Annotated in this window: 20 protein-coding genes; 13 read left to right on the top strand and 7 right to left on the bottom strand. The window is 63.3% G+C overall.

The window, feature by feature from the left end:
• The 4 genes from D6Z43_RS04045 to D6Z43_RS04030 all read right to left on the bottom strand — a co-directional run bounded on the left by D6Z43_RS04045 (position 1) and on the right by D6Z43_RS04030 (position 4,915).
• Positions 1-696 carry a TerC family protein gene (locus D6Z43_RS04045; RefSeq protein ID WP_120650655.1) on the bottom strand — a complete coding sequence of 232 codons (696 nt, stop codon included), beginning with the start codon at positions 694-696 and terminating at the stop codon, positions 1-3.
• 202 nt (positions 697-898) lie between these two features.
• The gene (locus tag D6Z43_RS04040) at positions 899-2,170 is read right to left on the bottom strand and encodes an OprD family porin (protein ID WP_256660943.1); all 1,272 of its coding nucleotides are present in this window, start codon (positions 2,168-2,170) and stop codon (positions 899-901) included.
• 109 nt (positions 2,171-2,279) lie between these two features.
• Positions 2,280-3,584, bottom strand: a complete 1,305-nt coding sequence (locus D6Z43_RS04035) for a CitMHS family transporter (protein WP_120650653.1) — start codon at positions 3,582-3,584, stop codon at positions 2,280-2,282.
• A gap of 233 nt (positions 3,585-3,817) precedes the next feature.
• Positions 3,818-4,915, bottom strand: coding sequence for a 4-oxalomesaconate tautomerase (locus D6Z43_RS04030; protein WP_218569242.1), 1,098 nt, complete (start codon positions 4,913-4,915; stop codon positions 3,818-3,820).
• Between the two features lie 138 nt (positions 4,916-5,053).
• Between D6Z43_RS04030 and D6Z43_RS04025 the strand changes: the two genes are divergently transcribed.
• From D6Z43_RS04025 to D6Z43_RS04005, 4 genes are all read left to right on the top strand, one after another.
• Entirely contained in the window at positions 5,054-5,947 is an 894-nt protein-coding gene (locus D6Z43_RS04025) for a LysR family transcriptional regulator (RefSeq protein WP_120650649.1), read from the top strand.
• 721 nt (positions 5,948-6,668) lie between these two features.
• Complete coding sequence (locus D6Z43_RS04015; protein ID WP_120650647.1) at positions 6,669-8,216, top strand: AMP-binding protein; 1,548 nt, start codon at positions 6,669-6,671, stop codon at positions 8,214-8,216.
• A gap of 13 nt (positions 8,217-8,229) precedes the next feature.
• A complete protein-coding gene (locus tag D6Z43_RS04010; protein ID WP_120650645.1) occupies positions 8,230-9,393 on the top strand; it encodes an acyl-CoA dehydrogenase family protein in 1,164 nt (387 codons plus the stop codon).
• Positions 9,394-9,463: 70 nt separating this feature from the next.
• The gene (locus D6Z43_RS04005; RefSeq protein WP_120650643.1) at positions 9,464-10,762 is read left to right on the top strand and encodes an MFS transporter; all 1,299 of its coding nucleotides are present in this window, start codon (positions 9,464-9,466) and stop codon (positions 10,760-10,762) included.
• Here D6Z43_RS04005 and D6Z43_RS04000 read toward each other — a convergent pair.
• Entirely contained in the window at positions 10,726-11,694 is a 969-nt protein-coding gene (locus tag D6Z43_RS04000; protein WP_120650641.1) for a LysR family transcriptional regulator, read from the bottom strand. The two genes, D6Z43_RS04005 and D6Z43_RS04000, sit on opposite strands and share 37 nt — an antisense overlap.
• A gap of 307 nt (positions 11,695-12,001) precedes the next feature.
• On the opposite strand from D6Z43_RS04000, the gene D6Z43_RS03995 reads away from it, so the two are divergent.
• From D6Z43_RS03995 to D6Z43_RS03980, 4 genes are read left to right on the top strand one after another with little or no spacing between them, the layout of a single operon-like run.
• On the top strand, positions 12,002-13,852 hold the full coding sequence (locus D6Z43_RS03995) for a DUF1302 domain-containing protein (RefSeq protein ID WP_120650639.1): 1,851 nt from the start codon (positions 12,002-12,004) through the stop codon (positions 13,850-13,852).
• A 12-nt stretch (positions 13,853-13,864) separates the two neighbouring features.
• The gene (locus tag D6Z43_RS03990; protein ID WP_120650637.1) at positions 13,865-15,235 is read left to right on the top strand and encodes a DUF1329 domain-containing protein; all 1,371 of its coding nucleotides are present in this window, start codon (positions 13,865-13,867) and stop codon (positions 15,233-15,235) included.
• A 60-nt stretch (positions 15,236-15,295) separates the two neighbouring features.
• Positions 15,296-15,670, top strand: coding sequence for a YidH family protein (locus tag D6Z43_RS03985; protein ID WP_120655179.1), 375 nt, complete (start codon positions 15,296-15,298; stop codon positions 15,668-15,670).
• A gap of 1 nt (position 15,671) precedes the next feature.
• The gene (locus D6Z43_RS03980) at positions 15,672-16,103 is read left to right on the top strand and encodes a DUF202 domain-containing protein (RefSeq protein ID WP_120650635.1); all 432 of its coding nucleotides are present in this window, start codon (positions 15,672-15,674) and stop codon (positions 16,101-16,103) included.
• Between the two features lie 79 nt (positions 16,104-16,182).
• Here D6Z43_RS03980 and D6Z43_RS03975 read toward each other — a convergent pair whose 3' ends face one another.
• Positions 16,183-18,150 carry an alkyl/aryl-sulfatase gene (locus D6Z43_RS03975; RefSeq protein ID WP_120650633.1) on the bottom strand — a complete coding sequence of 656 codons (1,968 nt, stop codon included), beginning with the start codon at positions 18,148-18,150 and terminating at the stop codon, positions 16,183-16,185.
• A 605-nt stretch (positions 18,151-18,755) separates the two neighbouring features.
• On the opposite strand from D6Z43_RS03975, the gene D6Z43_RS03970 reads away from it, so the two are divergent.
• Positions 18,756-19,181 (top strand): N-acetyltransferase, encoded by a 426-nt coding sequence (locus D6Z43_RS03970; protein WP_120650631.1) that lies wholly within the window; start codon positions 18,756-18,758, stop codon positions 19,179-19,181.
• Positions 19,182-19,302: 121 nt separating this feature from the next.
• On the opposite strand, the gene D6Z43_RS03965 is transcribed toward D6Z43_RS03970, so the two are convergent.
• On the bottom strand, positions 19,303-20,256 hold the full coding sequence (locus tag D6Z43_RS03965; RefSeq protein ID WP_120655178.1) for a LysR family transcriptional regulator: 954 nt from the start codon (positions 20,254-20,256) through the stop codon (positions 19,303-19,305).
• 324 nt (positions 20,257-20,580) lie between these two features.
• On the opposite strand from D6Z43_RS03965, the gene D6Z43_RS03955 reads away from it, so the two are divergent.
• The 4 genes from D6Z43_RS03955 to D6Z43_RS03940 all read left to right on the top strand — a co-directional run bounded on the left by D6Z43_RS03955 (position 20,581) and on the right by D6Z43_RS03940 (position 26,139).
• Positions 20,581-20,910 carry a DUF485 domain-containing protein gene (locus D6Z43_RS03955; protein WP_120649768.1) on the top strand — a complete coding sequence of 110 codons (330 nt, stop codon included), beginning with the start codon at positions 20,581-20,583 and terminating at the stop codon, positions 20,908-20,910.
• Entirely contained in the window at positions 20,907-22,556 is a 1,650-nt protein-coding gene (locus tag D6Z43_RS03950) for a cation acetate symporter (RefSeq protein ID WP_120650627.1), read from the top strand. Before D6Z43_RS03955 ends, D6Z43_RS03950 begins: the two co-directional genes overlap by 4 nt.
• Positions 22,557-22,693: 137 nt before the next feature.
• Positions 22,694-23,956 carry an OprD family porin gene (locus D6Z43_RS03945; protein ID WP_120650625.1) on the top strand — a complete coding sequence of 421 codons (1,263 nt, stop codon included), beginning with the start codon at positions 22,694-22,696 and terminating at the stop codon, positions 23,954-23,956.
• A gap of 479 nt (positions 23,957-24,435) precedes the next feature.
• On the top strand, positions 24,436-26,139 hold the full coding sequence (locus D6Z43_RS03940; protein ID WP_120650623.1) for an AMP-binding protein: 1,704 nt from the start codon (positions 24,436-24,438) through the stop codon (positions 26,137-26,139).
• Positions 26,140-26,176: the final 37 nt, after the last annotated feature.

Raw genomic sequence — 26,176 nt, 5'->3', positions numbered from 1 at the left:
TCAGCCGTTTGACGAATCAACCACTGCGGATGCGCGCGTGCGCAGCAATAGACCTGTGCCCATCACCAGGGCAGCGCCACAAGCTGCAGCCAGGTGCTTCGACCAGACATCGTTCGAAACCCAGCTCGCCACGGCGATGTCGGTTACCGCCATGCCCCCAGCAATCCAGCCCAGCAAGCCGCCCCCCAGCAGTACAACCTGCGGGAAACGATCCATCACCTTGAGCACCAGCTGGCTGCCCCAGACGATGATCGGGATGCTGATCAGCACGCCCAGGCTGACGAGGACCAGGTTGCCGCCGGCAGCCCCAGCCACGGCAAGTACGTTGTCCAGACTCATGACAGCGTCGGCGATGATGATCGTTTTGATTGCAGCGAAGAAGCTCGCACCTGCCCTTACTTCATGGGCTTGTTCGTCTTCGGGCAGCAACAATTTCACGCCGACCCATAGCAACAGCGCCGCACCTACCAGCTTCAGGTACGGCAAGGCCAATAGCTGCATGGCAAAGAACAACAACGCGATGCGCAGCAGGATTGCCCCGGCGACTCCACCAGCGATGGCCTGGCGTCGTTGTGCCTCGGGCAGGTGCCGACAGGCCAGTGCGATGACCACGGCGTTATCACCACCCAACAGGATGTCGATGGCGATAATCTGCATCAGTGCCATCCAGAAAACAGGGTCACTCAGCCACTCCATAAATCCGTATCTCCGCTATTGATAAAAAATGCCGGGGGCAAAGCCCCCGGCTCCGGAACCTCCGCCGGCGCGACGGGTAGTCGAGACGGGTGGCCGGAAAAGCGTGGTTTGAGGATTAAGGGCCCGCGCGCCTTGTGGGCACGCGGGCGCGGCGCCCGCTCTTCCAAGCGCCACTTCGGGCTGGTAAGCCCGCATTCGGGACCTACCAGAGCGCGATGTCGTAGGTGAAATACAGTCGATTGTTGTCGCGGCCCCTGCTGTAGCTGGAGCGATAGGCGATGTTGCGGAGCTTCACGCCAAGTCCTTTGAGAGCCCCCTGCTGCACCACGTAGGCAAGGTCAATGTCCCGCTCCCATTCGTGGGCATTCACCTCGCTGCCGCGCAGTTCGGTCGTGCCATCCCGGCCTTTGAAATAGCGAACGCCAGCAGTCAGTCCAGGCACTCCGATGGCCGCAAAGTCGTAGGCGTATCCGAGCATCCAGGTGCGCTCGTCTTCCTCGACGAACTTGCCGACCCCGGCGTTGCTAAAGCTGTACACCGTGGCGCCGTTGACGAATGGCAGCCCGCCTTCGCCATTCAGTTGCTGGTAGCCTGCGCTTAAGGCATGGCCCTTCTGGGTGTAAGTCAGCAGGCCGCTGTACATGTCGTTGTCCAGTTCGCCATTGCGCGCCTCTCCCGCATCCTGGCTATGGAAATAGCGCAGATCGGTGGTGAGGCTGCCTGGCCCCAGGGGCAAGCTGTGGACCACGCCGATGAAGTGCTGCTGGTAGAACTCTTCCAGCTCGCCATAGTAGTAACTCAGGATCAGGGCCTTGCTGGGCTTGTAGTCAGCGCCGGCGAACCAGAAGCCCTCACCGTCATCACCTGCGTATCCATCGGCAGTGATCGAATGGTTGTCACTGGAGTCGCGCATGCGGAACTCGTCGAAGTAACCACCTGTGAGGCTTAGGTCGGCTATATCTGCGCTGGTGACCTGGGTGCCTTCGAAGGTTTGCGGCAACAAACGTGCATCGTTGCGCACCAGCACCGGCAGCTTGGGCTGATGAGTGCCGTGCTTGAGCGTGGTACCGGCGAAGCGTGCCTTGCCGGTCAGGCCCAGGCTGGAAAATTCGTCCGCAGCCCGGCCGTCATCGTGCAGTGGCAAAAGCCCGGTACCGGCTCGCCCAGCGCCGGAGTCCAGTTTCACACCCAGCAGTCCCAGGGCGTCCAGGCCGAAACCGAGGCGGCCTGCGGTGTAGCCGGATTGCAGATCCAGCAGGAAACCCTGGGCCCATTCTTCCTTCTTCGACTGTGCGTTGGCAGCGGACTTGGCGGACATGCCCTTCTCATCCTTGAAGTCATCGTTGAAGTAGATGTTGCGCAATTGCAGGTTGGCCTTGCTGTCTTCGATGAAACCGGCGGCCCCTGCGGCAGGTGCCAGGCAGGCGACTAGGCACGCCAGGGTGGAAGGCAGGGGCTTGGCGTTGGTTTTCATGGTGTCTTCACCTTTTTGTTCTGGACGCACTCGGCCAGCGGGCGCGCAGGAACACACCACGGGGCCAGATATCAGGGGGGGCTTGCCCGACTTCGCCGGGCGCGGAAACTCACGCGAGCAGCGTGATGGCACCCGTTAGCAGGGCCAGCACGGTAATGACGAGCGAGGTGAGGATCGCCCATTTGTAGGTGAAGCGCTGGAAGTCGCCGATGTCAGTATCGACCATGCCCACCAGCAGGAGTGTCGAGGCCACCAACGGACTCATCAGGTGCACCGGCTGGCCGAGGATGGACGCGCGTGCGATTTCCACCGGATCGATGCCATAGGCCGCAGCGGCCTGGGCGAGTATGGGCACCATGCCGAAGTAGTACGCGTCGTTGGAGAGCACGAAGGTAAGCGGCATGCTGGTGATGGCCACCACCAGCGGGAAGAAACTGCCCCAGGAGGATGGGATCATCTCCACCAGGGAGTTGGCCAGGGAATCCACCATCTTGGTGCCGGAGAATATGCCGGCGAATACCCCGGCGGCGAACACCAGCAGCACCACGGTCATGGCGTTGCCCGAGTGGGCGAGGATGCGCTCCTTCTGCAGGTCCAGCTGCGGGTAGTTGATCATCAAGGCCACGACGAAGCCGAGCATGAACAGCACCGCCGCGTTCATCAGTCCTGCCACCAGAGCGACCATTACCGCGATCACCAGCAGGAGGTTCAGCCAGATCAGCTTCGGTCGCTTGTTCGGGTTATCGGCCAGGATGGCCTTGATGTAGCAGTCGTCACCACCGGTTTTCAGATGGGTATTGCCGATCCGCTTCAGCTCTTTGCGCCCCAGAATATAGGCGGTGAACACCACCCAAAGCGCCCCGCCCGCCATAGTCGGGAGCATCGGAATGAAGTATTCGCTGGCGTCCAGCCCGAGTACGGCGATTGCACGGGTAGCCGGACCGCCCCAGGGGCTCATGCCGCTCATGATGCTCAGCGACAGCATGGATATGCAGGCGAGGATCAGCGGGTTCATACCGATGCGCTTGTACAGCGGCAGCATGGCGGCCACGGTGATCATGTAGGTGGTGGTGCCGTCACCATCCAGCGCCACCAGCAGCGACAGTACGGCGGTGCCCATGGCGATCTTCACCGGGTTGCCGTTGACTGTCTGCAGGATGCGGCGAATCAGCGGGTCGAACAGCCCGGAGTCGATCATGATGCCAAAAAACAGGATGGCGAAAAGCAATAGCGCTGCAGAAGGCGCCACCGTCTTCAGGCCGTCGAGCATCATCTTGCCGAGCTCGGGCGCGAAGCCGCCGACCAATGCGAAGACAATGGGCACTACTGTCAGGGCCACTACCGGGGACAGGCGTTTGGTCATGATCAGATAGGTGAACACGACCACCATGGACAAGCCGAGCAGAGAAAGCATGGCGTTGGACTCTTGTAATTATGGGTTCCAGCTCCATTCAGGCGTACGAGCCGCCGCACATGAAGCCGCTAATCGCCAGGGCGTGCAAGCGCCCCAGCCATCCTCACGAAGAATGTGGATGACTGGTTGCAGCGCAGTTGTGATGTAAGCAGCGTGTGATGAAAGAGTTCATTTGGGTTACCCGTCTTGTGATTGTTGTCTGGGCGTATCGAGACGCGGGACAGCATTTGGAATCAGTGGACTGCATCCGGCATGCGGTAATAGAGACGACCATCCATGATCTTGCGGGCAGTTCGGATCAGCGAGACTCGGGCGATATCCATCGGGTTGCCATCACGCAACTCGACTCGCAGGTCCAGATGGCCTGAGGGGTGCTCGATACGTATGGACGCGAGGGGTTGGCCAGCTTCTACGCGACTGGTTTCCAGGGCGAGGCGATGGGCCACGCTGCCGGGAACATTCACAGCGGCGCCAAGAGCGATCGCGCCAGTTACGGCAAGCGCCTTGTGGCAGCGCTGTGGTACGAAGTAGCGCGCACACAGCGTTCCGTCTTCGCCAACTGCCGACGACAGCAGAATGGGTTTTGGCAGCACCGACTGGCTGACATCTCCCATGCCCATGCGACGGCCCGCTTCACAGCGAATGCGCTCCAGACGCTCAAGCATTGCGCTGTTGGCATCCAGTGAAGCCGGATCGGCGTGACCATCCACACCCAGGTCGCTTGCACGAATCATCACCGTCGGTGTCGCGGCATCCAGGCAGGTGACGTCGACACCCTCAATCTGCTCGATAGCATGACCTGTAGGAAGCAGGGCCCCGGTCTTGGCACCAGCGACGTCCAGGAAGCTGAGACGAATGCCCGCTGCAGAGCCTGGAACGCCACTGATACTGGTATCGCCTTCGTATTCCACGCGACCACGCGGAGTGGGTACGAAACACTCAATGATGCGCTGAGTGTTGATGTTGAACACTCGCACTCGCGTCTCGCCATAGGTGGGCGCCACAAGGCCGGTCTCGATCGCGAACGGGCCAACTGCCGAAAGCATGTTGCCGCAGTTGGGAGTGAAATCTACCCGGCGCTCAGTCACGTCCACTTGGGCAAACAGATAGTCCACATCTGCGTCCGGACGACTGGAGTGTCCAACGATGGCCACTTTGCTGGTAAGGGAGTTACCGCCGCCAATACCGTCTACCTGGAGCGGATGTCCGGAGCCCATTAAATCGAGTAAGACCTGGGCACGCGCTTCCTGCGAATCAGGCAGATCGGTCATGTGGATGAAGGGGCCGCGCGAGGTGCCGCCACGCATAATCATGCAAGGGATGCTGTTCATCATCTTGGTTTAACCCGTGACCGTTCCAACGATGGCTACAGCTTGTCAGCGCCCTTTTGATGCTTCAAATGCAAAGATCAATGCCAACTGATAGGATTCAAGCATTAATGCGCAAAGCAGAACCATAGAGATCCTTTCATGCATAGAATAGAATTTCTCGACCTCGCAGCTTTTGTGCGAGTAGCTGAATCACAGTCTTTTCAGGAAGCCGCCCAGGCACTCCATCTATCCCAGCCGGCGCTGTCTCGCCGCCTTCAGAAACTGGAAGAAACCCTTGGAGCCAAGCTGCTGGAGCGCACCACGCGGCGCACCTGGCTAACCGAAATAGGCAAGGAATACCTGCCCCGGGCTCGGCGGATGCTGGAAGACTACGAGTCCTCGATACAGGGCATACGTGAGCTCAAGACACATCAAAAAGGTACCGTGACGATCGCGTGCATCCCGACCGCGGCGTTCTACTTCCTGCCCAGCGTGATACGAGTTTTCAATGAGGCGTATCCGGGCATTCGCATCCGAATACTCGACGTAAGCGCCAACGAAGGCCTTGAACGAGTGGTGAGTGGAGACGCTGACTTTGGCATCAACATGATCAGCGCCCAACACCCAGACATTAGCTTCACGCCCCTACTTCGTGACCCTTTCGTACTCGCAATGCGCAGCGACCATCCTCTCGCAGCGCTGCCTGAGGTGAGTTGGCAAGATTTGCAGGGGGTGCGACTCATCACTGTGAGCCGGGACAGCGGCAACCGAATGTTGCTCGACAGTGCTCTTTCCGGCCACGGAATCCGACTCAACGGATTCTATGAGGTGCAGCATCTGTCCACCTCACTTGGCCTGGTTGAATGCGGTCTTGGTGTCGCGATTTTGCCGCGCATGGCAATGCCGGATGCAGAACATGAGAACCTCTGTTCCCGCGACCTGCCTCCGCCGCACATCGAGCGCACTATCGGTCTGGTACGTCGAGATGGCGAACCCCTGTCGAGCACCGCAGAACTCTTTATCGAGATGCTACTCAAGCGATGGCGTGAATAGGTATCGAATGGGTACACGGTATGTACGCTGCGGCGTATGACCTTGCGACAGGCGAGCCTCTGTGGAAGGGCATTCACTCTCGTCTGTGTAACTTGATCGTTCCTACTCGCGCAGGCATTGCAGTGAGTCGGGCAGATGGCGTTCTGTATTTTTTCGAACCTTAGGAAGAAATGGGACGGGTATGTTTCCCCGCCCCAGACGGCCACTCCTGGCCGATTCTGTTGAAAAAGTAGCTGCCGCCCATGCCGCCGGCAGAATCACACGCTCAGTGAGCGTGGGGCCCGATGTCCTTCTCTTCGACCATCCAGGCCAGCATCGGGGCCGTGCCATAAGCGGTATCGCCGATCAGGCGTTCTGGCGTGAGGTCGAACTGCGCTTGCCGAGATCAGCCGCTGGCTGAGCGAGGTGCTGGTGCCGACGCTGCATGACTATCACCGTGACCCGAACGCAGAACCGCGCCGGGCCTTTATCAGTTGGGCTGATCGGCAAATTGCTGTGGTGCGTTGGCAGCGGGAGTTATGGGTAGCCTGGCGGGATTTGCCGGCGTTCCTTGCGGACGGCGTGGGGGTGTCGCCATGAGTGCTTCCCATGAAGAGCGACAGGTCCAGCAGTTGGTGCAGCTATTCCATATCGCTATGGCCAGCATCGTACTGTTGTATTAGTTGCCGCGAAGTTCGCTTGGCTAGCATCGGCGCAGTTGTCCTGCCGATGAGAACAATAAATGAACTTAGGAAAGATCATCAGTCGGAGTGCCCTGTACTGGCCCGACTACGAGGCGGTTGTCGATAGCCGGAAACGGATCACTTTTGCGCAGCTGGAGGCTCGCACCAATCGTCTTGCCTCCGGGCTCCAGGCCCTGGAGCTGGCCCTGGGCGCCCATGTGGCGATTCTGGCGCTGAACCGGGTGGAACTGGTGGAAGCGGAGATCGCCTTCTACAAGGCCGGCATGGTCAAGGTTCCGATCAACGCCCGCCTCTCCCTGGACGAAATCCTCCAGGTCCTAGACGACTCCCACAGCCAGGCGGTGCTGGCCGACGGCCGTTTCGCCGCGGCCCTCCATGCCCGTCGCAGTGAGGTGCCGCGCCTGCGCTGGATCATCTCCCTCGACGACGAAGCTGGCGACGCCCGCTACCTGGACGTGCTGGAGCGTGGCAGCGAGGCTCCAGTGCACTGTGATCCGGACGACGATGACCTGGCGGTGCTGCACTACACCTCTGGCAGCTCCGGCGTACTCAAGGCCGCCATGCTCAGTTTCGGCAACCGCAAGGCGCTGATCCGCAAGAGTATCGCCAGCCCTACCCGGCGTGCGGCCCCGGGCGATGTGATGGCCCATGTGGGGCCCATCACTCATGCCAGTGGCATGCAGATCATGCCGTTGCTGGCCGTGGGCGCCTGCAACCTGCTCCTGGAGCGCTACGACGACCATCTGCTGCTGGAGACCATCCAGCGTGAGCGGGTCACCCGTTTGTTCCTGGTGCCGGCCATGATCAACCGCCTGGTGAACGTCCCGGAGGTGGAGCGCTTCGACCTCTCCAGCCTGCGCCTGGTGATGTACGGCGCCGCTCCCATGGCTCCGGCCCTGGTGAAGCGCGCCATCGACGTATTCGGGCCGATCCTGGCCCAGGGCTACGGTGCAGGCGAGACGTGCTCCCTGGTAACGGTGCTGACCGAACAGGACCACCTGATCGAGGGCGACGACCAGCGCCGCCTGGCCTCCTGCGGCCGCTGTTATTTCGAGACCACTCTGCGGGTGGTGAACGACGCCTTCGAGGACGTGGGCCCTGGCGAGATCGGCGAAATCGTGGTCAAGGGCCCGGACATCATGAAGGGCTACTGGCAGGCGCCGGAGCTGACCGCCGAGGTCATGCGCGACGGCTATTACCTCACCGGCGACCTGGCCACGGTGGACGAGCGCGGCTACGTGTTCATCGTTGACCGCAAGAAGGAAATGATCATTTCCGGCGGTTTCAACATCTACCCCACCGAAGTGGAACAAGTGCTCTACAGCCTGCCCCAGGTGTTCGAGGCGGCCGTGGTGGGCGTACCGGACGAGCAATGGGGCGAGGCCGTCCGCGCGGTGGTGGTCCTGAAACCGGGCGAGAACCTGAGCGCCGAAGCCATCATCGAGTATTGCGGGCGCTCCCTGGCGGGTTTCAAGAAGCCCCGCGCGGTGGATTTCGTCAAGGAACTGCCGAAGAACCCCAACGGCAAGGTCGTGCGCCGCCTGATCCGCGAAGCGTACTGGCAGAACAGCGAACGACGGATATAAGGGAGACAGGCAAATGCTCAAACCAAGCGAGAAGGCCAGCCGCGTCATCGACGGCATCAACACATTCGTCCGCGACGAACTCGATCCGCTGGTGCAGCGGGAAGGTATTACCTGGGGCCAACCGGTCGCCCGGCCCCTGCTGCGGGATATCTGGAAGCGCTCCTGCGAGCTGGGCTTCTACAACGCCCTGCTACCAGAAAGCCTGGGCGGCGCCGGACTCAGCATTGCCGAACTCTGCGCAGTGAAGGAGGCGGCCGTGCTGACCGGCTCGCCCCTCGCCCCGCACGTGCTGGGCGAACTCTCCGGGCCACCCCGTATCGGCCACTTGTTCCGGGTCGCCAGCGACTTCCAGGTGGACGCCTTCCTGAAGCCGGTATGCCGGGCGGATAAGGCCGTGTGCTTTGCCCTGACCGAGGCAGAAGCCGGTTCCGACGCCACCGCCATCCGTACCGAAGCCCGCCGCGAGGGTGACCATTACGTACTCAACGGCGCCAAGCGCTACATCTCCGGCGCTACCTACGCCGACATCGCCGTGCTGCTGGCGGTGACCGAGCCGGGACGCGGCCCCCAGGGCATTTCGGCATTCTTCGTCGACCTCACTGCCGAAGGGGTTCAGGTGGACAGTGACTACTCGGTGATGTCCGGCGGCGGCGCCCACGGCAACATCCTGCTGGAAAACGTCCGCGTCCCCGTGGAGAACCGCATCGGTGAAGAAGGCGCTGGCTTCAAGCTGGCCATGGGGCGCATCACGCTGAACCGCCTGCTGCACTGCCCAACCATGCTCGGCATGGCCGGCCTGGCCCTGAACCTGTCAATGGACCACGCCCGCACGCGCAAGCAGTTCGGCCAGCCCATCGCGCTGTTCCAGTCCATCAGCCACATGCTCGCCGACATGGCCACCGAGCTCCATGCGGCACGCAGCATGATGTTCGCCACCGCCCTCAGCAACGACGCCGGCGGCGATATCAAGGTCGAGGCATCGATGTGCAAGCTGTACGCCTCGGAAACCGCCTTCCGCATCGCCGACCGTGCGGTGCAGATCCACGGCGGTTCAGGGCTTGTTGCGGGCCATCCCGTCGAGTGGTTATTCCGCGCGACCCGCATGATGCGCATCCTGACCGGCACCAGTGAGATCCAGCGCAACACCATCGCCAAGGGCATCCTGATGCCTGGTTGACGCGCCCTGCAGTGCCCGTCTGGCCGGGGAAGCCGGACGGGTCTTCTACAACGACAACAAGAGCATCCCCATGAACCGAGACAACACTGCCTTCCGCCCTGCCAGCGCCTGGACCATTGCGGTCCTGCTGGCCTTCATGATGCTGGTCAATTTCCTCGACAAGGTGGTGATCGGCCTGGTCGCCGTGCCGATGACGGAGGAACTGGACCTGACCCCCACTGAGTTCGGCCTGATCGGCGGAGCCCTGCATTGGCTCTTCGCCGTCTCCGCTGTGGTCGGCGGCTTTCTCGCCAACCGCCGGCCTACCCGAACCCTGTTGCTGGGCATGGGCCTTTTCTGGGCGCTGATCCAGCTGCCCATGCTGTTCGCGAGTTCCCTCTGGATGATCGTCGCCTGCCGTGTGCTGCTGGGCATCGGTGAAGGCCCCGCCTCCCCGGTGGCGACCCACGCCCTGTACAAGTGGTTTCCGGATGATCGCCGCAGCCTGCCAGTCGCGCTGTTGCACTCCGGTAGCGCCATGGGCCTGCTGGTGGCCGGCGCCATGATCCCCTGGATCAGCCTGCACTACGGCTGGCGCACCAACTTCGTCGTGCTGGCGGCCATCGGCGTGGTCTGGTGCGCCCTCTGGCTGCTGCTGGGCCGGGAAGGCACACTCGACAACCTGCGCGCCGGCCAGGTGACCCCGGACACCCATCGAGTGCCCTACCGCCGCCTGCTTACCGATGGCAGCGTGCTGGGCAACTACGCCTGCCACTTCGCTGCCAACTGGTCCCTGGCACTGACCCTGACCTGGGTGCCGAGCTACCTGGAAGTGGGCCTGGGAATCGACCCGCTGAACACCGGCCGCATGTTCGTCCTCTTCGTGGTGGTGACCACACCGCTCAGCCTGTTCATGGCCTGGCTGTCCCAGCGCCTGCTGCATCGCGGCGTGCCCTCACGCCTGGCCCGTGGCGCTTTCGTCTCGGGCTGCCTGATCGTCGCCGGGCTGTTCTCCGCGTCGCTGATCCTTCAGGAGCTTTCGGTCACCACGCGCATCATCACCCTGACCCTGAGCGGCGGCCTGGCACTGGTGATGTACTCGGTGGGGCCGGCGATGCTGGCGGAGTTCACGCCCAGCAGCCAGCGCGGCGGCATTCTTGCCATCGGCAACGCAGTAGCCTCGCTGGCGGGGCTCTCGGCCCCGGTGGTCACCGGCCTGTTGGTGCATGGCGCCGGTGCCGGGCATCCGCAGGGCTACGCCCAGGGCTTCCTGGTTTGCGGCGGCGTGCTGATCATGGCGGGCCTGATCGGCCTTGTGACGATGAACCCGCAGCGCTCCCGCGAGCGACTGGCTCAGGACGACTCGCCCGCGCTCTGTTCCAGGGCTTGAGCCTCTTCGTCGACGCGCTCGATCAGGCTGCCGCGCCAGCGGCCTTCCTGCACCGCATCCAGCAGGATCGTGCGCACCAGGTCCTGCATGCAGGACGCGGCGAAGGACAGCGGTTTGTGGATCGAGTGGGCGATGGACACAGTGCGTGTGATGCGCGGTTCCACCACCAGCCGCGCACCCGTCGGTTCGAACAGCTCCACCAGCGGCGGCCAGTTGCAGATGGTCGCCGCCAGCCCACTGCGGACCAGGCTGGCAATCCCCGGGGCCGACTGCTGTTCGTAGGCCACGTTGAGCACCACCCCCGCCTCCATCGCCGCCTGCTCGATACGCCGCCGCAGGTGCAAGGCCCGCGGCGCCACGACCAGCCGCGTGGCGGCCGCCTCGGCCAGGGTGATGGGGGTGTTCTTCTCGGCCTCGCTGGCCGGCCCCACCCAGTAAAGGTCCTCGCTGAAGATGGGTTCAGCGGCTACGTGCTCCAGCTCCTCGGCATTGGGCACCACGCCGAAGTCCACCTTGCCCAGCTCGATGGCCTGACCGCCCTCGCGGGTGAGGCCGTCGCACACCGTCAGGGTGATGCTGGGGAACTTCTCCGCCGCCCGCGAGATGATCTCCGGTAGCAGCAACGCCGAGGCGGTGGCAGGAATGGAAACGGACACATGCCCCTTGGGATCCCCCCGTGTCGAGGTCAGTTCGTCCTTCACCGAATCCAGCTTCTGCACCACCGAACGCGCCACCTCGTAGAGGCGTCGGCCAGCATCGGTCAGGGCTACGCCGTCGTGCTGGCGCTCCAGCAGCTGTATTTCCAGCTCGCTTTCCAGCAGACCGATCTGCCGGCTCAGGGCCGGCTGCGCGATGAAGGAGCGACGCGCAGCGGCGGAGAAGCTTCCTGCCTCCGCGATGGCGATCAGGTAGCGGAGCTGCTTGAGGGTCATAGGGGTCTCGCTGGCTATGCCGAAGTGATATGGCAACTATCGGAAGACACTATTTGTCGGGTTTCCGGGGCGCCCCTAGTATCGCTTAAACATCAGATAGAAGGGAGTATCCGCAACTTCATCCAACTACGCAGAACAATAAGCAAAGGACAAACAGAGCCAACTTCCCACCTCGATATCCATTCTTCCGAATAGTGTCGATTCGTCGCTCAAGCGGCCGGGATTCCTATTGCCTGGATATACCCGAACTTGTTGTGCCTGCGCCTGAAACTTGGTTCTCACTCGAAAACAAAGAGGATAATGAGTGATGAGATTCAATATGCGCGGCATTATTCGTCCGCCTTTTCTCCTATTACCCCTGAGTTGCCTTGTCAGTCATGCACTGGCGGCCGATTTCCAGATCGGCGAGATCGAGGGCCAACTGGATTCCTCGCTCTCCATCGGCACCAGCATCTCTACCGCCAACCCTGACCCGAAGCAGCTTAATAGCGCCACCGGCGACGACGGCAGGCGCAATTTCCGCTCCGGCGACGCCTTCTCCGGCATCTTCAAAGGCACCCATGACCTGCAGTTGAGCCACGGTGACGTCGGCGTCTTCCTGCGAGGCAGCTACTGGTACGACTACGTCCTGCGGGACCAAGACCAGCGTTTCAAGGATGTGGAAGACAACAACCGCAAACGCTCGGCGAAGACCGCGGGCACCGAGTTGCTGGACGCCTTCGTCTACTACAACTACGCCATCGCCGATCAACCGGGCTCGGCGCGCCTGGGCAAGCAGGTGGTGAACTGGGGCGAAAGCACGTTCATCCCGGGTGGTCTGAATGTGGTCAACCCCTTCAATCTTTCGGCTTTGCGCCGTCCGGGTTCGGAGGTGAAGGAAGGCCTGGTTCCAGTAAACATGTTCTACGTGTCGCAGAACCTGACTGATGCGATCTCCGGGGACTTCTTCTACCAGCTGGATTGGGAACAGACCCAGCTGGACAACTGCGGCACCTTCTTCTCCAGCAACGACTTCCTCGCCGATGGCTGCGACGGCCTCGACGTGGGCAACGTGCTCACCGGCAACCCGGCGGCAGTGGCTGGCCTCACCCCGTTCGGCGTCAACCTCACCGACGAGGGCATCCGCATTCCCCGTGCCGGCGATGAGGATGCCCGCAACGGCGGCCAGTGGGGGATGTCCCTGCGCTGGTTCGCCGCCAACCTGGACACCGAGTTCGGCGCCTATATCGCCAACTACCACAGCCGCGTGCCCTACATGGGCACCATCAGCAGCCCCTACTACACCAACACCAGCTTCGCCCCGCAGCTGTGCGCCAACCTCGGTGTCCCCCTGGCCAACTGCGGTGCTTTCCTTCGCAGCGCCAACGGCCAGAGTCTGGCCGGTGCCCTGCGCCTGGGTACCTCCCAGTACCTGGCCCAGTACCCGGAAGACATCCGCCTGTATGGCCTGTCGTTCTCCACCAACCTCAGCACCGGTACCGCGCTGCAGGGCGAGATCAGCTACCGGCCGAACATGCCGATCCAACTCAACGGTACAGACGTCATCCAATCGCTGCTGAACAACGCCACACGCTCGCCCCTGGTGGCCGAAGACATCCGCCCCGACGCGGACAGCACGCTGTTCAACGGCTACCGACGCAAGGAAGTCACCCAGGCGCAGGCCACCGCCACCCACTCTTTCGCCCAGGTGCTGGGGGCCGATCAACTGGTGGTGGTGGGCGAAGTGGGAGCCACCTGGGTCGGAGGCCTGGAAGGCACCTTCGGTCCACGCTATGGCCGCAGCGGCACCTATGGCAGCGGCATACTCGCCAGTGGCGCCTGTGCGGGTACCTCGAAAACGCCGGAGCACTGCAATGACCAGGGTTTTCTCACGCGCTTCTCCTGGGGTTACCGGGTGCGCACCAACCTGAGCTACCCCAATGCCATCGCCGGTATCGACCTGCGCCCCAACCTCTCCTGGCAGCACGATGTGGACGGCAACGGCCCCGGCGAAGGCTCGGCCTTCAGTGAAGGTTCCAAGGCCATCAGCGTCGGCCTCGACGCCTCCCTCAACAACACCTACAGCGCCAGCCTGGCATACACCGACTACATCGACGGCGACTACGGCACCCGTGGTGACCGCGATTACCTGTCCATCAGCCTGGGCGTCAATTTCTAAATGGAGTCCCTCATGATCAACACCCACAGCCTGGTGCGTGGCGGCGCACTCTTTTGCACCCTCCTCCTGTCCGGCCAGGTTCTGGCCGCTGTCTCGCCGGAAGACGCAGCCAAGCTGCAAGGCCCCCTGACCCCGATCGGTGCCGAACGCGCTGGCAGTGCCGACGGCCGCATTCCGGCCTGGGACGGCGGCTTGCAAGCCGCCAGGCCCGAGCTGACGGCCAACGGCACGCCGGCCGATCCTTTCAGCGGTGAGCAGCCACTGTTCACTATCGATGCGCGCAACTACACCCAGTACCAGGAGCAACTGAGCCCTGGGCAGATCGCCCTGCTCAAGCGCTACCCGAACAGCTTCCACCTGCCGGTCTACCCCAGCCACCGCTCGGCGGCCGTACCCGACGCCCTCCGTGAATCTGCCGCACGCAACGCCACCAGCGCCCGCCTGGTGAATGACGGCAACGGCGTGGAAGGGTTCTCTGGAATGGTCGCCTTCCCCATTCCGCAGAATGGCCTGGAGGTGCTCTGGAACCATCTAACCCGCAATCGCAACGCCAGCTTCAGCCTGACCTCCGACAGCGCGGCGCCCCAGAAGGACGGCGCCTACACCATCATGACGACCCAGCAATACTTCACCCGCCGCGACGCGGTGAAGGGCATGGCACCGGAGCAGGCGCGCAACATCCTCTACTACTACAGCCACCTGCTGACCGCTCCTTCGCGCATGGTGGGCGAAGTGGTGCTGGTGCATGAAACCCTCGACCAGGTGGCCGAGCCGCGCCTGTCCTGGGTCTACAGCGCCGGTCAGCGACGGGTACGGCGCGCGCCCAGCATTGCCTATGACACGGCTGGTCCCACCACCGCTGGCCTGCGTACCGCCGATAGCCGAGACATGTTCAACGGTGCGCCGGACCGCTACGACTGGAAACTGGTGGGCAAGAAGACCCTCTACGTGCCCTACAACAGCTACCGGCTGGCCTCCCCCGACCAGCACTACGACGACCTGCTGCAACCCGGCCACGTCAACCCCAACGCCACCCGCTACGAGCTGCACCGTGTATGGGAGGTGGTTGCCACCCTCAAGCCCGGCATGCGGCATATCTACAGCAAGCGCCACTACTTCATCGACGAGGATACCTGGGCCATCCTCGAGGCCGACCATTACGACAACCGTGGCGAGCTCTGGCGCATCGGCGAGGCCCACAGCTACTACCACTACAGCGGGCAGTCGGCGGTCAACGCCATGGAGATCACCTACGACCTCAACAACGGCCGCTACCTGGCTTCCGGCCTGACCAGCGAACAGCGCCATCCATTCGACTTCGGCTATCAGGCCAGCACCTCTGACTACTCACCCGGTGCCCTGCGCAGCAAGGGATTGCGCTGAGTGACCCACCTGCCGCCATCGCGCGCCCTGCCGATGGCGGCCCTTCCTGGCCGGTACACCATGCCCACCCCATCCCCCCGAAAGTCGCTCAGCGACACCCTGCTTGGCGGCGACGAACCTGACCCACGCTTCACCCTGGCCAACGAGCGCACCTTTCTGGCCTGGGTTCGCACGGCGCTCGCCCTGATGGGCGGCGGCATCGCCGTGGAAACCTTCGCGGGCCAGGCTTTCGAGCCCTGGCTGCGATTGACCATCACCCTCTGCTTGCTGGCCCTGAGCCTGCTGGTCAGCATCGGCGCCTGCCTGCGCTGGCTGGCCGTGGAACGGGCGCTGCGCCACGGCTGCGCCCTGCCGCTGCCGGTGCTGGTGCCGCTGTTGACCCTGGGCTGCTGCCTGGCGGCGGTGATCCTGGCCAGCCTGTTCTGGCCCCGCTGAGATGACCACCAGCAACACCGACCGGGGCCTGCAGGCCGAACGCACTGAGCTGGCCTGGCGTCGCACCCAGGTGTCCCTGCTGGTGATCGCTTGCCTGGCGCTACGTGGCCAGTCGCCCCTAGTGATGATCGTCGCCCTGGTAACCGCGGGCCTGCTGTGGGCCTGCCAGGGGGGGCGCTACCGGATCAGCCAAGCAATGCTGCAGGACGAATGCGGTCGCGCGCGGCCGGTCCTGGTGATGGGTACCAGCCTGGCCCTGGTGACAATGACGCTGGTCGCCCTCCTGGGCGCCTGGCGCTCGGCGCAGCCCACGGCCCTTCACAAGGAAGCGACGACAATGACTATCCGCACGCCGGCTACCCAACACGGGAACACAACAGCCCCGCCCCCCGATAGAAAGCCGCCTAAGCCAGGAAGTCGGCGGGCCGCGTAGGTGACCGCCGGCCTGACTTACTGCCGCAGGAACGCCCCGGCGCGCCGCCTCGGGGCGCGACCGGAGCCTAGGCGTGGAATCAGGGTTCCACCAGGTTGAATTGCGGATTGGCCTCGTCCAGCCCGCCGAGAAGCTTGAGCAGCTTGACGCGGCCGCTCTCGAACTCGATGCCACCCACGGTGGCCTCCTTGAGGAAGCCGGTTTCCTTCAGCGAGATGCGATCCAGCAGCGCCTTGGTCATGGTCAAGTCCACCTCCGCCTCGGCATGACGCATGCCCTTGCGGTAGGTCAGCACGCCATTGCGCAGGGTCAAGGCGTAATCCTCGCCCAGGTCGCTGAAGCGCCAGTTGATGCGCAGGTCCTCCCCGGCGGCCTTCATGGCGTCGATGCGCACCGCCAGGTAGTCGAAGAACATGCCCGGCGTCAGGGCGCGAATCATGTCTGGCGCACCGTTGCGGCCACGGGGCTGCGCCACGCCCTGGCGCAGTTCCTGGGCGCCGCTCAGGTAGACGTTGCGCCAGGTGGCGTTCTCGCTCTGGTAGCCCAACTGCTCCAGGGTGTCGGCCTGCAGGTCTCGCGCCGCCTGGTTGCCGGGCTCGGCGAAGACCAGATGGTTAAGTAACTGCGCAGCCCAGCGATACTCCCCGGCCGCGAATGCCTTGCGGGCGCTGGCCAGCACCGAGTCGGCGCCACCCATGGCTTCGACGTAGCGCGTGCCGGCGACTTCCGGCGGCAAGGGGTCGAGGTTGGCCGGGTTGCCGTCGTAGAAGCCCATGTAGCGCTGGTAGACGGCACGCACGTTGTGGCTGAGGGAACCGTAGTAGTCGCGGCTGTACCACTTGCCGGCCAGACGCGGTGGCAACGACGACAGTTGCGCGGCGATCTCGGTGGGCGTGAGACCCTGGTTGATCAGGCGCAGCGTCTGGCTGTCGAGGAAGGCGTACATGTCACGCTGGTCCGCCAGATAGTCACGGATCTCGGCGCCTCCCCAGGTGGGCCAATGGTGCTGGGCGAAGAGCACATCGGCCTTGTCGCCGTAGCGCACCAGCGCATCGTCCAGGTAGTGCGCCCAGACCTTGGCGTCACGCACCAGTGCGCCCCGCAGGGTCAGCACGTTGTGCTGGGTATGGGTGGCGTTCTCAGCCATGCAAAGGGTGCGGAACTGCGGGAAATAGAGGTTCATCTCCGCCGGCGCCTCGGTGCCGGGGGTGAGTTGGAACTCGATCTCCACCCCGTCGATGACGTGCGTCTCCAGGGGCTTGGCGATCAGCTCGGTGGGGGGGATCAGCGTCACCGTGGCATTGTTCGGCGTGCTCTTGCCCAGGCCGGCATCCACCTGGCCCCGCTCGCCCCGAGGCAGCAGCGAACCATACATATACTGGGCGCGGCGCATCATCGCCGGGCCGGCCAGCACGTTCTCGCTGACAGCGTGTTCGTAAAACCCCTCCGGCGCGATCACTCGCACCTTGCCAGACTTCACGTCAGCTTCCTCGATCACCCCGCGAACACCGCCAAAATGGTCGACGTGGGAATGGCTGTAGATCACGGCCAGCACCGGTTTGCGCGGGCGATGCCGGTAGTACATATCCAGGCCGGCACGGGCGGTTTCGGTACTGATCAGAGGGTCGATGAGGATCAACCCGCTGTCGCCTTCAATGATCGTCATGTTCGACAGGTCCAGCCCGCGCACCTGGTAAATGCGTTCGCGTACCTGGAACAGACCGGCGATGTTGTTCAACTGCGCCATGCGCCAGAGGCTGGGATTGACACTGGCCGCGGCATCGCTGCCATCCAGGAAGTCGTAGGCCTTGCGGTTCCACACCGGCAGCCCGTCGGCATTTTCGACAACACCCTTGAAGGGCTCGAGCAGGCCCCGGCGGGCGCTCTCGAAATCGGCCTTGTCGGCGAAGGGCAGGCGCTCGAGCCAGTCCTGGTTAAGGGTGCGGGTGAACTCGGTGGCAGGCTTGCCGGCAGCGGGCAGGTCGGCATGGACGCCGCCGGACAGGAAAAGCGCCAGGGCGATGGCGCTGAGGCGGAAGCTGGGCATGTAAAGGCTCGTTCTGGTTTTGTTGGTATGAACGGACACGCGGTCCCTCCGCGACTCTAGGGAGGCCCGCCAACCCACGCCAATACCAGAGGCGCATGCCGGCCATAGCGGGTTGCGATAGCGAACGAAGGCCAGGGGAACCCACGACGCTGTCCTGCGACGACCCCGCCTCAGCAACACGCGCAGGCCGGATCAAACAGACGCGCGAACAAGGCATCGAGATCGACGACGGCATGGACGACTCCTACTGAGTTTTGTGCTGGACGGCTTGTGCCCGTGCCTGAGCGAAGAACCTTGCGAGTTTTGCAGCTTGGTGCGGGCGACGTTGCGCTAGAGCGACGCGAAACCCAACGAGGAGTCTTGCTCACCGCATTGACCTGCCGCCGCTCAACCCCAAAGTCTTGAAGCCATCGCCCAAAAGCCCTGCGCCCCTGCTTGGAGAAGAATTAATCTCCTCATCGCAAATCGATCGCCTAGGGAAACTCCGGCACACTGATCAGCGGGCTGTCGTAGCCAACGACAAGAAAGCGGACGCGAACGGATCAACCAAGCCAACTGAGCAAGTGGCGCCTCTCCATATCAGTGAACATCTAAAGGACTAGCGAATGAGTACTCGTATCGAACTGACGGTAAACCCGGGAGAAGATGAGCGCGCAGCTATCCTCAAGCCCTTGCGGGCCCATAACCTTTCTCAAGCGGGTGACCCAAAGCGAGAAGCAATCGCCCTGCTAGTCCGCGATGAGCACACCAACGAAATCATTGGAGGCCTTTATGGCGAGATCTTTTTTCGTTGGCTGTTCATCGAGCTGCTAGCCATACCTGAGCAAGCAAGAGGTCAAGGCACAGGCTCACGCCTGATGAACATGGCTGAAGACGTTGCACGTGAAAAAGGCTGCGTCGGTATCTGGCTGGACACCTTTGATTTCCAGGCACCCGAGTTCTACCAAAAACACGGATTCACCGAGTTCGGCCACCTCGATGAATTCCCCCCAGAGCACAAGCGCTTCTTTTTCCGGAAACGATTAGTCTGACGTGCTGCTTGAACGAACACTTGCGATACCCCGCCAGACCGTGGGACTGGCGCCCTCCGCGTATCGGGAGCGATTCGGCCAAATCTCGGCGGCAAATGCTTGAACGCATGCACCGCCGAGATCACACCTCGAATAGCGGAACCTGCATCCTGTCCTCTTCCCCCATCAGCCAACCACGATTGCGATCGGCGCAACGGTGCAGGTACTCGGCAACCAGCGTGATGCGTTTGAGGCGGCGCAGGTCCTCGCTGTAGTAGATCCAGAACTGGCGCGTCACTTCTACTTCATCGGGCAGCACGGCCTGTAGCCTCGGGTCCCCCGCCACCAGGAAGCACGGCAGGATCGCCAGCGCCCTCCCCTGCAACGCCGCCTGGTACTGGGCGATGACACTCGTGCTGCGCAGCTGGCTCATGGCTCCGGGCAGCAGGTCATTCAGATACAGCAGCTTTGGGCTGAACGCCAGGTCCTCGACGTAGGTGATGAAGGGATGGTTTGCCAGGTCCTCGCGGGTCTCGATCGGCGGCTGGCTGGCCAGGTACTCAGGCGTGCCGTAGAGGCGCAAGCGATAGTCGGCGAGCTTGGAGCAGACATAGGGGCCGCGCTCGGGCCGCTCCAGGGTGATGGCGATGTCCGCTTCGCGGCGCGACAGGCTGACGAAGTGAGGGACGGGAAGGATGTCCACCGAGATATGCGGGTACTGCTCGAGGAAACGACTCATCTGCGCCGTCACGAAATAGGAGCCGAAGCCCTCCGTACAGCCGATGCGCACATGGCCGGAAAGCCCCAGGCGCGTGCCCGACACCTGCTCACAGGCGGCTTGCAAGGTGCTTTCCAGGGTCTCGGCATGGCTCAGCAGGCGCTGGCCTTCCACCGTCAGGACAAACCCAGCCGCGCGCGACTTTTCGAACAGCAACGCACCCAGCGCCTGCTCCAGGGCTCGTACGCGCCGCGACACGGTGGTGTAGTCGACTCCAAGGCGGCGGGCAGCTCCTGTTGCGGTGCGGGTTCGGGCGACTTCCAGGAAGAATCGTAGGTCGTCCCATTTGACCTGTTCCGGACTAGGATTTTTTTGCATGTCCATCAGGATATTTTGCCTGTTCTTTAATGGATGGATGCTTACATATACTCACATCCATCGTCCCGTAGCCAAGTGCTTTTCTCGCCTTGCAGGGTCACTGGAATGGAGGGCTGACAGCATGAATGCATGCCTGGTTTCCGGCCTTCCCGCGCCTTGCTCTACCCACCATTTGCTGGCTCCCGGAGGGAGCCGCGGTCACTGACGAACACCTCACTGACGAAGAACTTGGCGACGCCTACCCGAGGCGCCGCCGGGAATGCTGCACGCCTGAAAAAGGCGGCGGCGACAGGCACGACAAAAACAACTAAAGCGGAGCCCGATATGACACCTCACCACTCCCCCAACACCTCGGCCAGCGCTCGCATCATGGCCAACCCGAAGTTCCAGCGCCTGGCCCAGGAGCGCGCCGTTCTCGCCTGGTCGCTCAGCGCCCTGGTGCTGGCGGTCTACTACCTGTTCATCATGCTCGTGGCCTTCGTCCCCGGCTGGCTGCACCTTCCCCTCTACGAGGGCAGCCATCTCAGCCGCGGCATCCCGCTGGGTGCCGCCATCATCATTCTTTCCTGGCTGCTGACCGCCTGGTACGTGCGTCACGCCAATACCCGCTTCGATGCACTGAGCGCGGAAATCCTCGCGGAGGGTCAGGCATGAAAGCCCTCCTCGCCCTCCTTGCCCTCGCGCCGCTGAGCGGCTTCGCCGACACCATCACGGCGCAGAAGCAACCCCTCAACCTGCATGCCATCGGCATGTTCTTCGTCTTTGTCCTGGCCACCCTGGCCATCACCTGGTGGGCCGCCCGGCGCACCCGCTCCACCGCCGACTTCTACACCGCTGGCGGTGGCATCTCGGGCTTCCAGAACGGCCTGGCGATTGCCGGCGACTACATGTCGGCGGCCACCCTGCTGGGCCTTTCGAGCCTGGTGTTCGCCAAGGGCTACGACGGCTTCGTCTACATCATCGGCTTCTTCGTCGGCTGGCCCATCGTCACCTTCCTGATGGCCGAGCGCCTGCGCAACCTGGGCCGCTACACCTTCGCCGACATCGTCTCCTACCGCCTGGACCAGACCCGCATTCGCAGCTTCGCCGCCCTCGGCTCGCTGACCGTGGTCTGCTGCTACCTGGTCGTGCAGATGGTCGGCGCCGGCCAACTGATCAAGCTGCTGTTCGGCCTGGACTATCAACTGGCCGTGGTAGTGGTCGGTGTCCTGATGCTGGTCTACGTGATCTTCGGCGGCATGATCGCCACCACCTGGGTGCAGATCACCAAGGCCGTCCTGCTGCTGGCCGGTGGCACCGCACTGGTGCTGATGGCCATGAGCGAGTTCGGCTTCAGCTTCGAGAACCTGGCCGAGCGAGCGGTCGCCGTACACGCCAGCGGCGTCAAGATCATGGGGCCCGGTACCTTGCTGGCCGACCCGATCAGTGCCGTCTCGCTGTCCCTCGGCCTGGTGTTCGGCATCGCCGGCCTGCCACACATCCTGATGCGCTTCTTCACCGTGCCCAATGCCAGGGAAGCCCGCCGCTCGGTGCTGTTCGCCACCGGCTTCATCGGTTTCTTCTTCCTGGTGGTCTGCGTGCTCGGCTACACCGCGATCGTGATCGTCGGCACCGACCCGCAGTACTTCGTCGACGGCAAGCTGGGTGGCGCCCTGGTGGGCGGCGGCAACATGGTCGCCATGCACCTGGCCCAGGCAGTGGGCGGCAACCTGTTCCTCGGTTTCCTCTCCGCCGTAGCCTTCGCCACCATCCTCGCCGTGGTTGCAGGCCTTGCCCTGGCGGGCGCCTCGGCCATCTCCCACGACCTCTATGCCTCTGTGCTGAAAAAGGGGCACGCCAGCGAGAAGGATGAAATGCGGGTGTCGCGCATCGCCACCGTGGCTATCGGCCTGGTCGCAATCGGCCTGGGCATTCTCTTCGAGCAGATGAACATCGCCTTCCTCGTGGGCCTGACCTTCGGCGTCGCCGCTTCGGCCAACTTCCCGGTGCTGATCATGGCCATGTACTGGAAAGGCCTGACCACCCGTGGTGCCCTCTGGGGCGGGCTGACCGGGCTGGTGAGCGCCCTGGCCCTGGTGATCTGTGCACCGGCCGTCTGGGTCGGCGTGCTGGGCCATGAGAAGGCCCTGTTCCCCTACGACCAGCCGGCGCTGTTCTCCATGCCGCTGGCGTTCCTGGTGATCGTCGTCGTCTCCACTCTCGATCGCAGCGCCCGCGCCAGCCGCGAACGCGCCGCCTATGACGACCAGTTCGTCCGCGCCCAGACCGGCCTGGGGGCTGCCGCCGCCAGCAGCCACTGACGCATATCCCGCAGCCAGGTTAACGGGCACGCCCATCGCTCCTTTTGGGCGTGCCCTTTTTCAATTCCGACTTACCCCGCTACCGGCCCTTGTGCCGGTACGGATTCGCTCGTCCACTAAAACAACAAGAGGCCTCCATGGATCGCAAAACCCTCACCTCCCACCTACTGCTCGTCGGCGGCGCGCTGTGTTGCTCCACACCCGCCCTGGCGGACTTCATCAAGGATTCGAAAGCCAGCCTGGAGCTGCGCAACTTCTACTTCAACCGCGACTTCCGCCAAGACAACGCGACCCAGGCCAAGGCCGAGGAATGGGCCCAGGGCTTCCTCCTGCGCTATGAGTCCGGCTTCACCGAGGGACAGATCGGTGTCGGCGTCGACGCCATCGGCCTGCTCGGCGTGAAACTCGACTCCAGCCCCGACCGTGCCGGTTCCGGACTGCTCAAGCGTGACCGCGAAGCGCCCAAGCGCGCCCAGGATGAATACGGTGAGCTGGGCCTGACCGCCAAGCTGCGCGCCTCGAAGAGCACCCTCAAGCTCGGCACCCTGATGCCCAAGCTGCCGGTGCTGCTGGCCAACGATTCGCGCTTGCTGCCGCAGACGTTCGAAGGCGGTCAACTCAACTCCCTGGAGATCGACGGCCTGACCTTCGATGCCGGACGCCTGCGCCAGGTGAACCAGCGCGACTCCTCGGACTACGAGGACATGAGCATCACCACGGTGGGCGTGAAGAACATCCGCGCGCGCCAGACCACCAGCGATGCCTTCGACTTCGCCAACCTCAGCTACAAGTGGAACGACGCCCTCACCACTGGTTATGGCTTCGGCCGCCTGGACGACTTCTACCGCCAGCACTACCTGAGCCTGAACCACCTGCTGCCCCTGGGTGACGGCCAGAGCCTGAAGAGCGACCTGCGCTTTGCCCGCTCCACCGACGAGGGCGGCAGCAATGTCGACAACAAGGCCTTCGGCGCAATGTTCACCTACGGCTTCGGCGGCCACGCCGTAGGCCTGGGCTACCAGCGTATGAGCGGCGACACCGGCTTCGCCTACGTCAATGGCAGCGACGCCTACCTGGTGAACTTCGTACAGATCAGCGACTTCGCCAACCGCGAGGAACGCTCCTGGCAGGCCCGCTACGACTACAACTTCGCGGCTGTCGGGATTCCGGGGCTGACCTTCATGACCCGCTACCTCTCCGGCGACGGCATCGAGCTGGGCGCTGGCCGCGAAGACGGCAAGGAATGGGAGCGCGACACCGATATCGCCTACGTGGTGCAGAGCGGCCCACTGAAGAACCTCGGGCTGAAGTGGCGCAACGCCACGGTACGTTCGACCAACTTCGGCAATGACCTCGACGAGAACCGCCTGATCCTCAGCTACACACTGCCACTCTGGTAATGGCCTCACCCAAGGTCGCAGCGGCCGATGGCCCGCACGCGCCACCCCTCTCCCTTCAAGGAGAGGGGCTTCCGTAGGCTGGCGCTGAGCGCTGCGAAGCCCAACGCGACGAACGCCAACCCTCCCTCGAAAGGTCGGTACCGCAGCATTTGTAGGAGCGAGCTCTGCTCGCGAACCTTCGGAGCAGGACCGTTCGCGAGCAGAGCTCGCTCCTACACAAAAGCCGTGCTGCGCATATCGCCCAAGTTCCAACCCGGCGCCCCAAGGTGGATGCAATAAGCGGTATCCACCCAGTGCGAGAGAGTTCATTCGCGAAAGGCCGAACAGCCGCCCTTGAGACACTCAATGAAATTATGATTTTTTTGCACATCGCACCGGTTTTTCTGCTCGTTCTTATTTGATTTGCGCCCACCTATACTCAACCCACCAACCCGGCCACCGGCCGAAAGACCCGACAAAAACAATCAAGGGCACGCACCATGAACAACAACAGCCTTCCCTTCCTTGCCGCCCGTGACTTCCTGCTGGCCCACCGCACCGACTACAACACCGCCGTGCGCGGCTTCCGCTGGCCACAGCTCAAGGAGTTCAACTGGGCCCTGGACTATTTCGATGGCATGGCCAAGGACAACCAGGCGCCGGCACTCTGGATAGTCGAAGAGAATGGAAGCGAGCGCCGCTATAGCTTCCAGGAGCTGTCCGAGCGCTCCAACCGTGTCGCCAACCACCTGCGAGCCCTGGGCGTGAAGCGCGGCCAACGCATCCTGATGATGCTCGGCAACGACATCGCCCTGTGGGAGACCATGCTGGCCGCCTTCAAGCTTGGCGCCGTAGTGATCCCCGCCACCGCCCTGCTCACCTCCGAGGACCTGCGCGATCGCATCGAGCGCGGCCGGATCAACCATGTAGTAGCCGGCGGCGCGCACCTGGAAAAATTCAATGGCCTGGCCGAAGGCCTCACCCGCATAAGCGTCGGCGGTGATGCATCGGACTGGACGCCGCACAGCGCGGCGGAGCAATACCCGGCCGAGTTCCAGGCCGAGGGCGTGACGCTCGCCACCGACCCGATGCTGCTGTACTTCACGTCCGGCACCACCTCAAAACCGAAGATGGTGCTGCACAGCCACCAGAGCTACCCGGTCGGTCACCTGTCGACCATGTACTGGATCGGCCTGCAACCTGGCGACCTGCACCTGAACATCTCTTCCCCGGGCTGGGCCAAGCATGCCTGGAGCTGCTTCTTCGCCCCCTGGAACGCCGGTGCGTGCATCTTCATCCACAACGTCGCGCGCTTCAGCGCCCCGGCCTTGCTCGGCGTGCTGGAGCGCTACGGCGTCACCAGCCTGTGCGCACCGCCCACCGTGTGGCGCATGCTGATCCAGGAAGACCTGGCCAGCTACCGCAGCCGCCTGCGCCTGCGTGAACTGGTGGGCGCTGGCGAGCCGCTCAACCCGGAAATCATCGAGCAGGTCCAGCACGCCTGGGGCCTCGACCTGCGCGATGGCTTCGGCCAGTCGGAAACCACCGCCCTGGTCGGCAATACCCCTGGCCAGAAGCTCAAGCCAGGCTCCATGGGCCGACCGCTACCCGGCTACCAGGTGACCATGCTCGACCCTGACGGCCAGCCCGCCAACGAAGGCGAAGTGGCCCTGCCGCTGGAAGTCCGTCCGCTGGGCCTGATGCTCTGCTACGAAGACAACCCGGAGAAGACCGCCGAAGTGATGCGCGACGGTTACTACCGCACCGGCGACACCGCGCAGATCTGCGAAGACGGCTACATCACCTTCGTCGGCCGTGCCGATGACGTGTTCAAGGCCTCCGACTACCGCATCAGCCCCTTCGAACTGGAAAGCGCGCTGATCGAGCATCCCGCCGTCATGGAAGTGGCCATCGTGCCCAGCCCCGACCCGGTGCGCCTGGCGGTGCCCAAGGCCTTCCTGATCCTCGCCCACGACGAGCCCGGCAGCGCCGAACTGGCCTTGAGCATCCTCGCCTTCGCCCGCGAGCACCTGGCGCCCTACAAGCGTGTGCGCCGCATCGAGTTCGTCAGCGAACTGCCCAAGACCATTTCCGGGAAGATCCGCCGCGTGGAACTGCGGCAAATGGAAGTGCAACGCCGCCAGGGCGATGCACGGGGCGCCGGCGAGTACTTCGAAGAAGACTTCCCGCAGCTCAAGGGCTGATTCCGGGCCGGTTCGCCGGCCCTCCCACTAATACCCC

This window comes from Pseudomonas sp. DY-1, assembly GCF_003626975.1.
Lineage (GTDB): Bacteria > Pseudomonadota > Gammaproteobacteria > Pseudomonadales > Pseudomonadaceae > Metapseudomonas.
Note: the sequence above shows the minus strand (reverse complement) of the source record. Positions and strands in the feature narration are given on the sequence as shown.

Coding starts and splice junctions, on each gene's coding strand:
- D6Z43_RS03980 (WP_120650635.1), top strand. CDS start 15,672: ATGACCACCAGCAACACCGACCGGGGCCTGCAGGCCGAACGCACTGAG.
- D6Z43_RS04035 (WP_120650653.1), bottom strand. CDS start 3,584: ATGCTTTCTCTGCTCGGCTTGTCCATGGTGGTCGTGTTCACCTATCTG.
- D6Z43_RS03995 (WP_120650639.1), top strand. CDS start 12,002: ATGAGATTCAATATGCGCGGCATTATTCGTCCGCCTTTTCTCCTATTA.
- D6Z43_RS04005 (WP_120650643.1), top strand. CDS start 9,464: ATGAACCGAGACAACACTGCCTTCCGCCCTGCCAGCGCCTGGACCATT.
- D6Z43_RS04025 (WP_120650649.1), top strand. CDS start 5,054: ATGCATAGAATAGAATTTCTCGACCTCGCAGCTTTTGTGCGAGTAGCT.
- D6Z43_RS03950 (WP_120650627.1), top strand. CDS start 20,907: ATGAAAGCCCTCCTCGCCCTCCTTGCCCTCGCGCCGCTGAGCGGCTTC.
- D6Z43_RS04000 (WP_120650641.1), bottom strand. CDS start 11,694: ATGACCCTCAAGCAGCTCCGCTACCTGATCGCCATCGCGGAGGCAGGA.
- D6Z43_RS03990 (WP_120650637.1), top strand. CDS start 13,865: ATGATCAACACCCACAGCCTGGTGCGTGGCGGCGCACTCTTTTGCACC.
- D6Z43_RS04010 (WP_120650645.1), top strand. CDS start 8,230: ATGCTCAAACCAAGCGAGAAGGCCAGCCGCGTCATCGACGGCATCAAC.
- D6Z43_RS03940 (WP_120650623.1), top strand. CDS start 24,436: ATGAACAACAACAGCCTTCCCTTCCTTGCCGCCCGTGACTTCCTGCTG.
- D6Z43_RS03945 (WP_120650625.1), top strand. CDS start 22,694: ATGGATCGCAAAACCCTCACCTCCCACCTACTGCTCGTCGGCGGCGCG.
- D6Z43_RS04045 (WP_120650655.1), bottom strand. CDS start 696: ATGGAGTGGCTGAGTGACCCTGTTTTCTGGATGGCACTGATGCAGATT.
- D6Z43_RS04015 (WP_120650647.1), top strand. CDS start 6,669: ATGAACTTAGGAAAGATCATCAGTCGGAGTGCCCTGTACTGGCCCGAC.
- D6Z43_RS04040 (WP_256660943.1), bottom strand. CDS start 2,170: ATGAAAACCAACGCCAAGCCCCTGCCTTCCACCCTGGCGTGCCTAGTC.
- D6Z43_RS04030 (WP_218569242.1), bottom strand. CDS start 4,915: ATGAACAGCATCCCTTGCATGATTATGCGTGGCGGCACCTCGCGCGGC.
- D6Z43_RS03965 (WP_120655178.1), bottom strand. CDS start 20,256: ATGCAAAAAAATCCTAGTCCGGAACAGGTCAAATGGGACGACCTACGA.
- D6Z43_RS03970 (WP_120650631.1), top strand. CDS start 18,756: ATGAGTACTCGTATCGAACTGACGGTAAACCCGGGAGAAGATGAGCGC.
- D6Z43_RS03985 (WP_120655179.1), top strand. CDS start 15,296: ATGCCCACCCCATCCCCCCGAAAGTCGCTCAGCGACACCCTGCTTGGC.
- D6Z43_RS03955 (WP_120649768.1), top strand. CDS start 20,581: ATGACACCTCACCACTCCCCCAACACCTCGGCCAGCGCTCGCATCATG.
- D6Z43_RS03975 (WP_120650633.1), bottom strand. CDS start 18,150: ATGCCCAGCTTCCGCCTCAGCGCCATCGCCCTGGCGCTTTTCCTGTCC.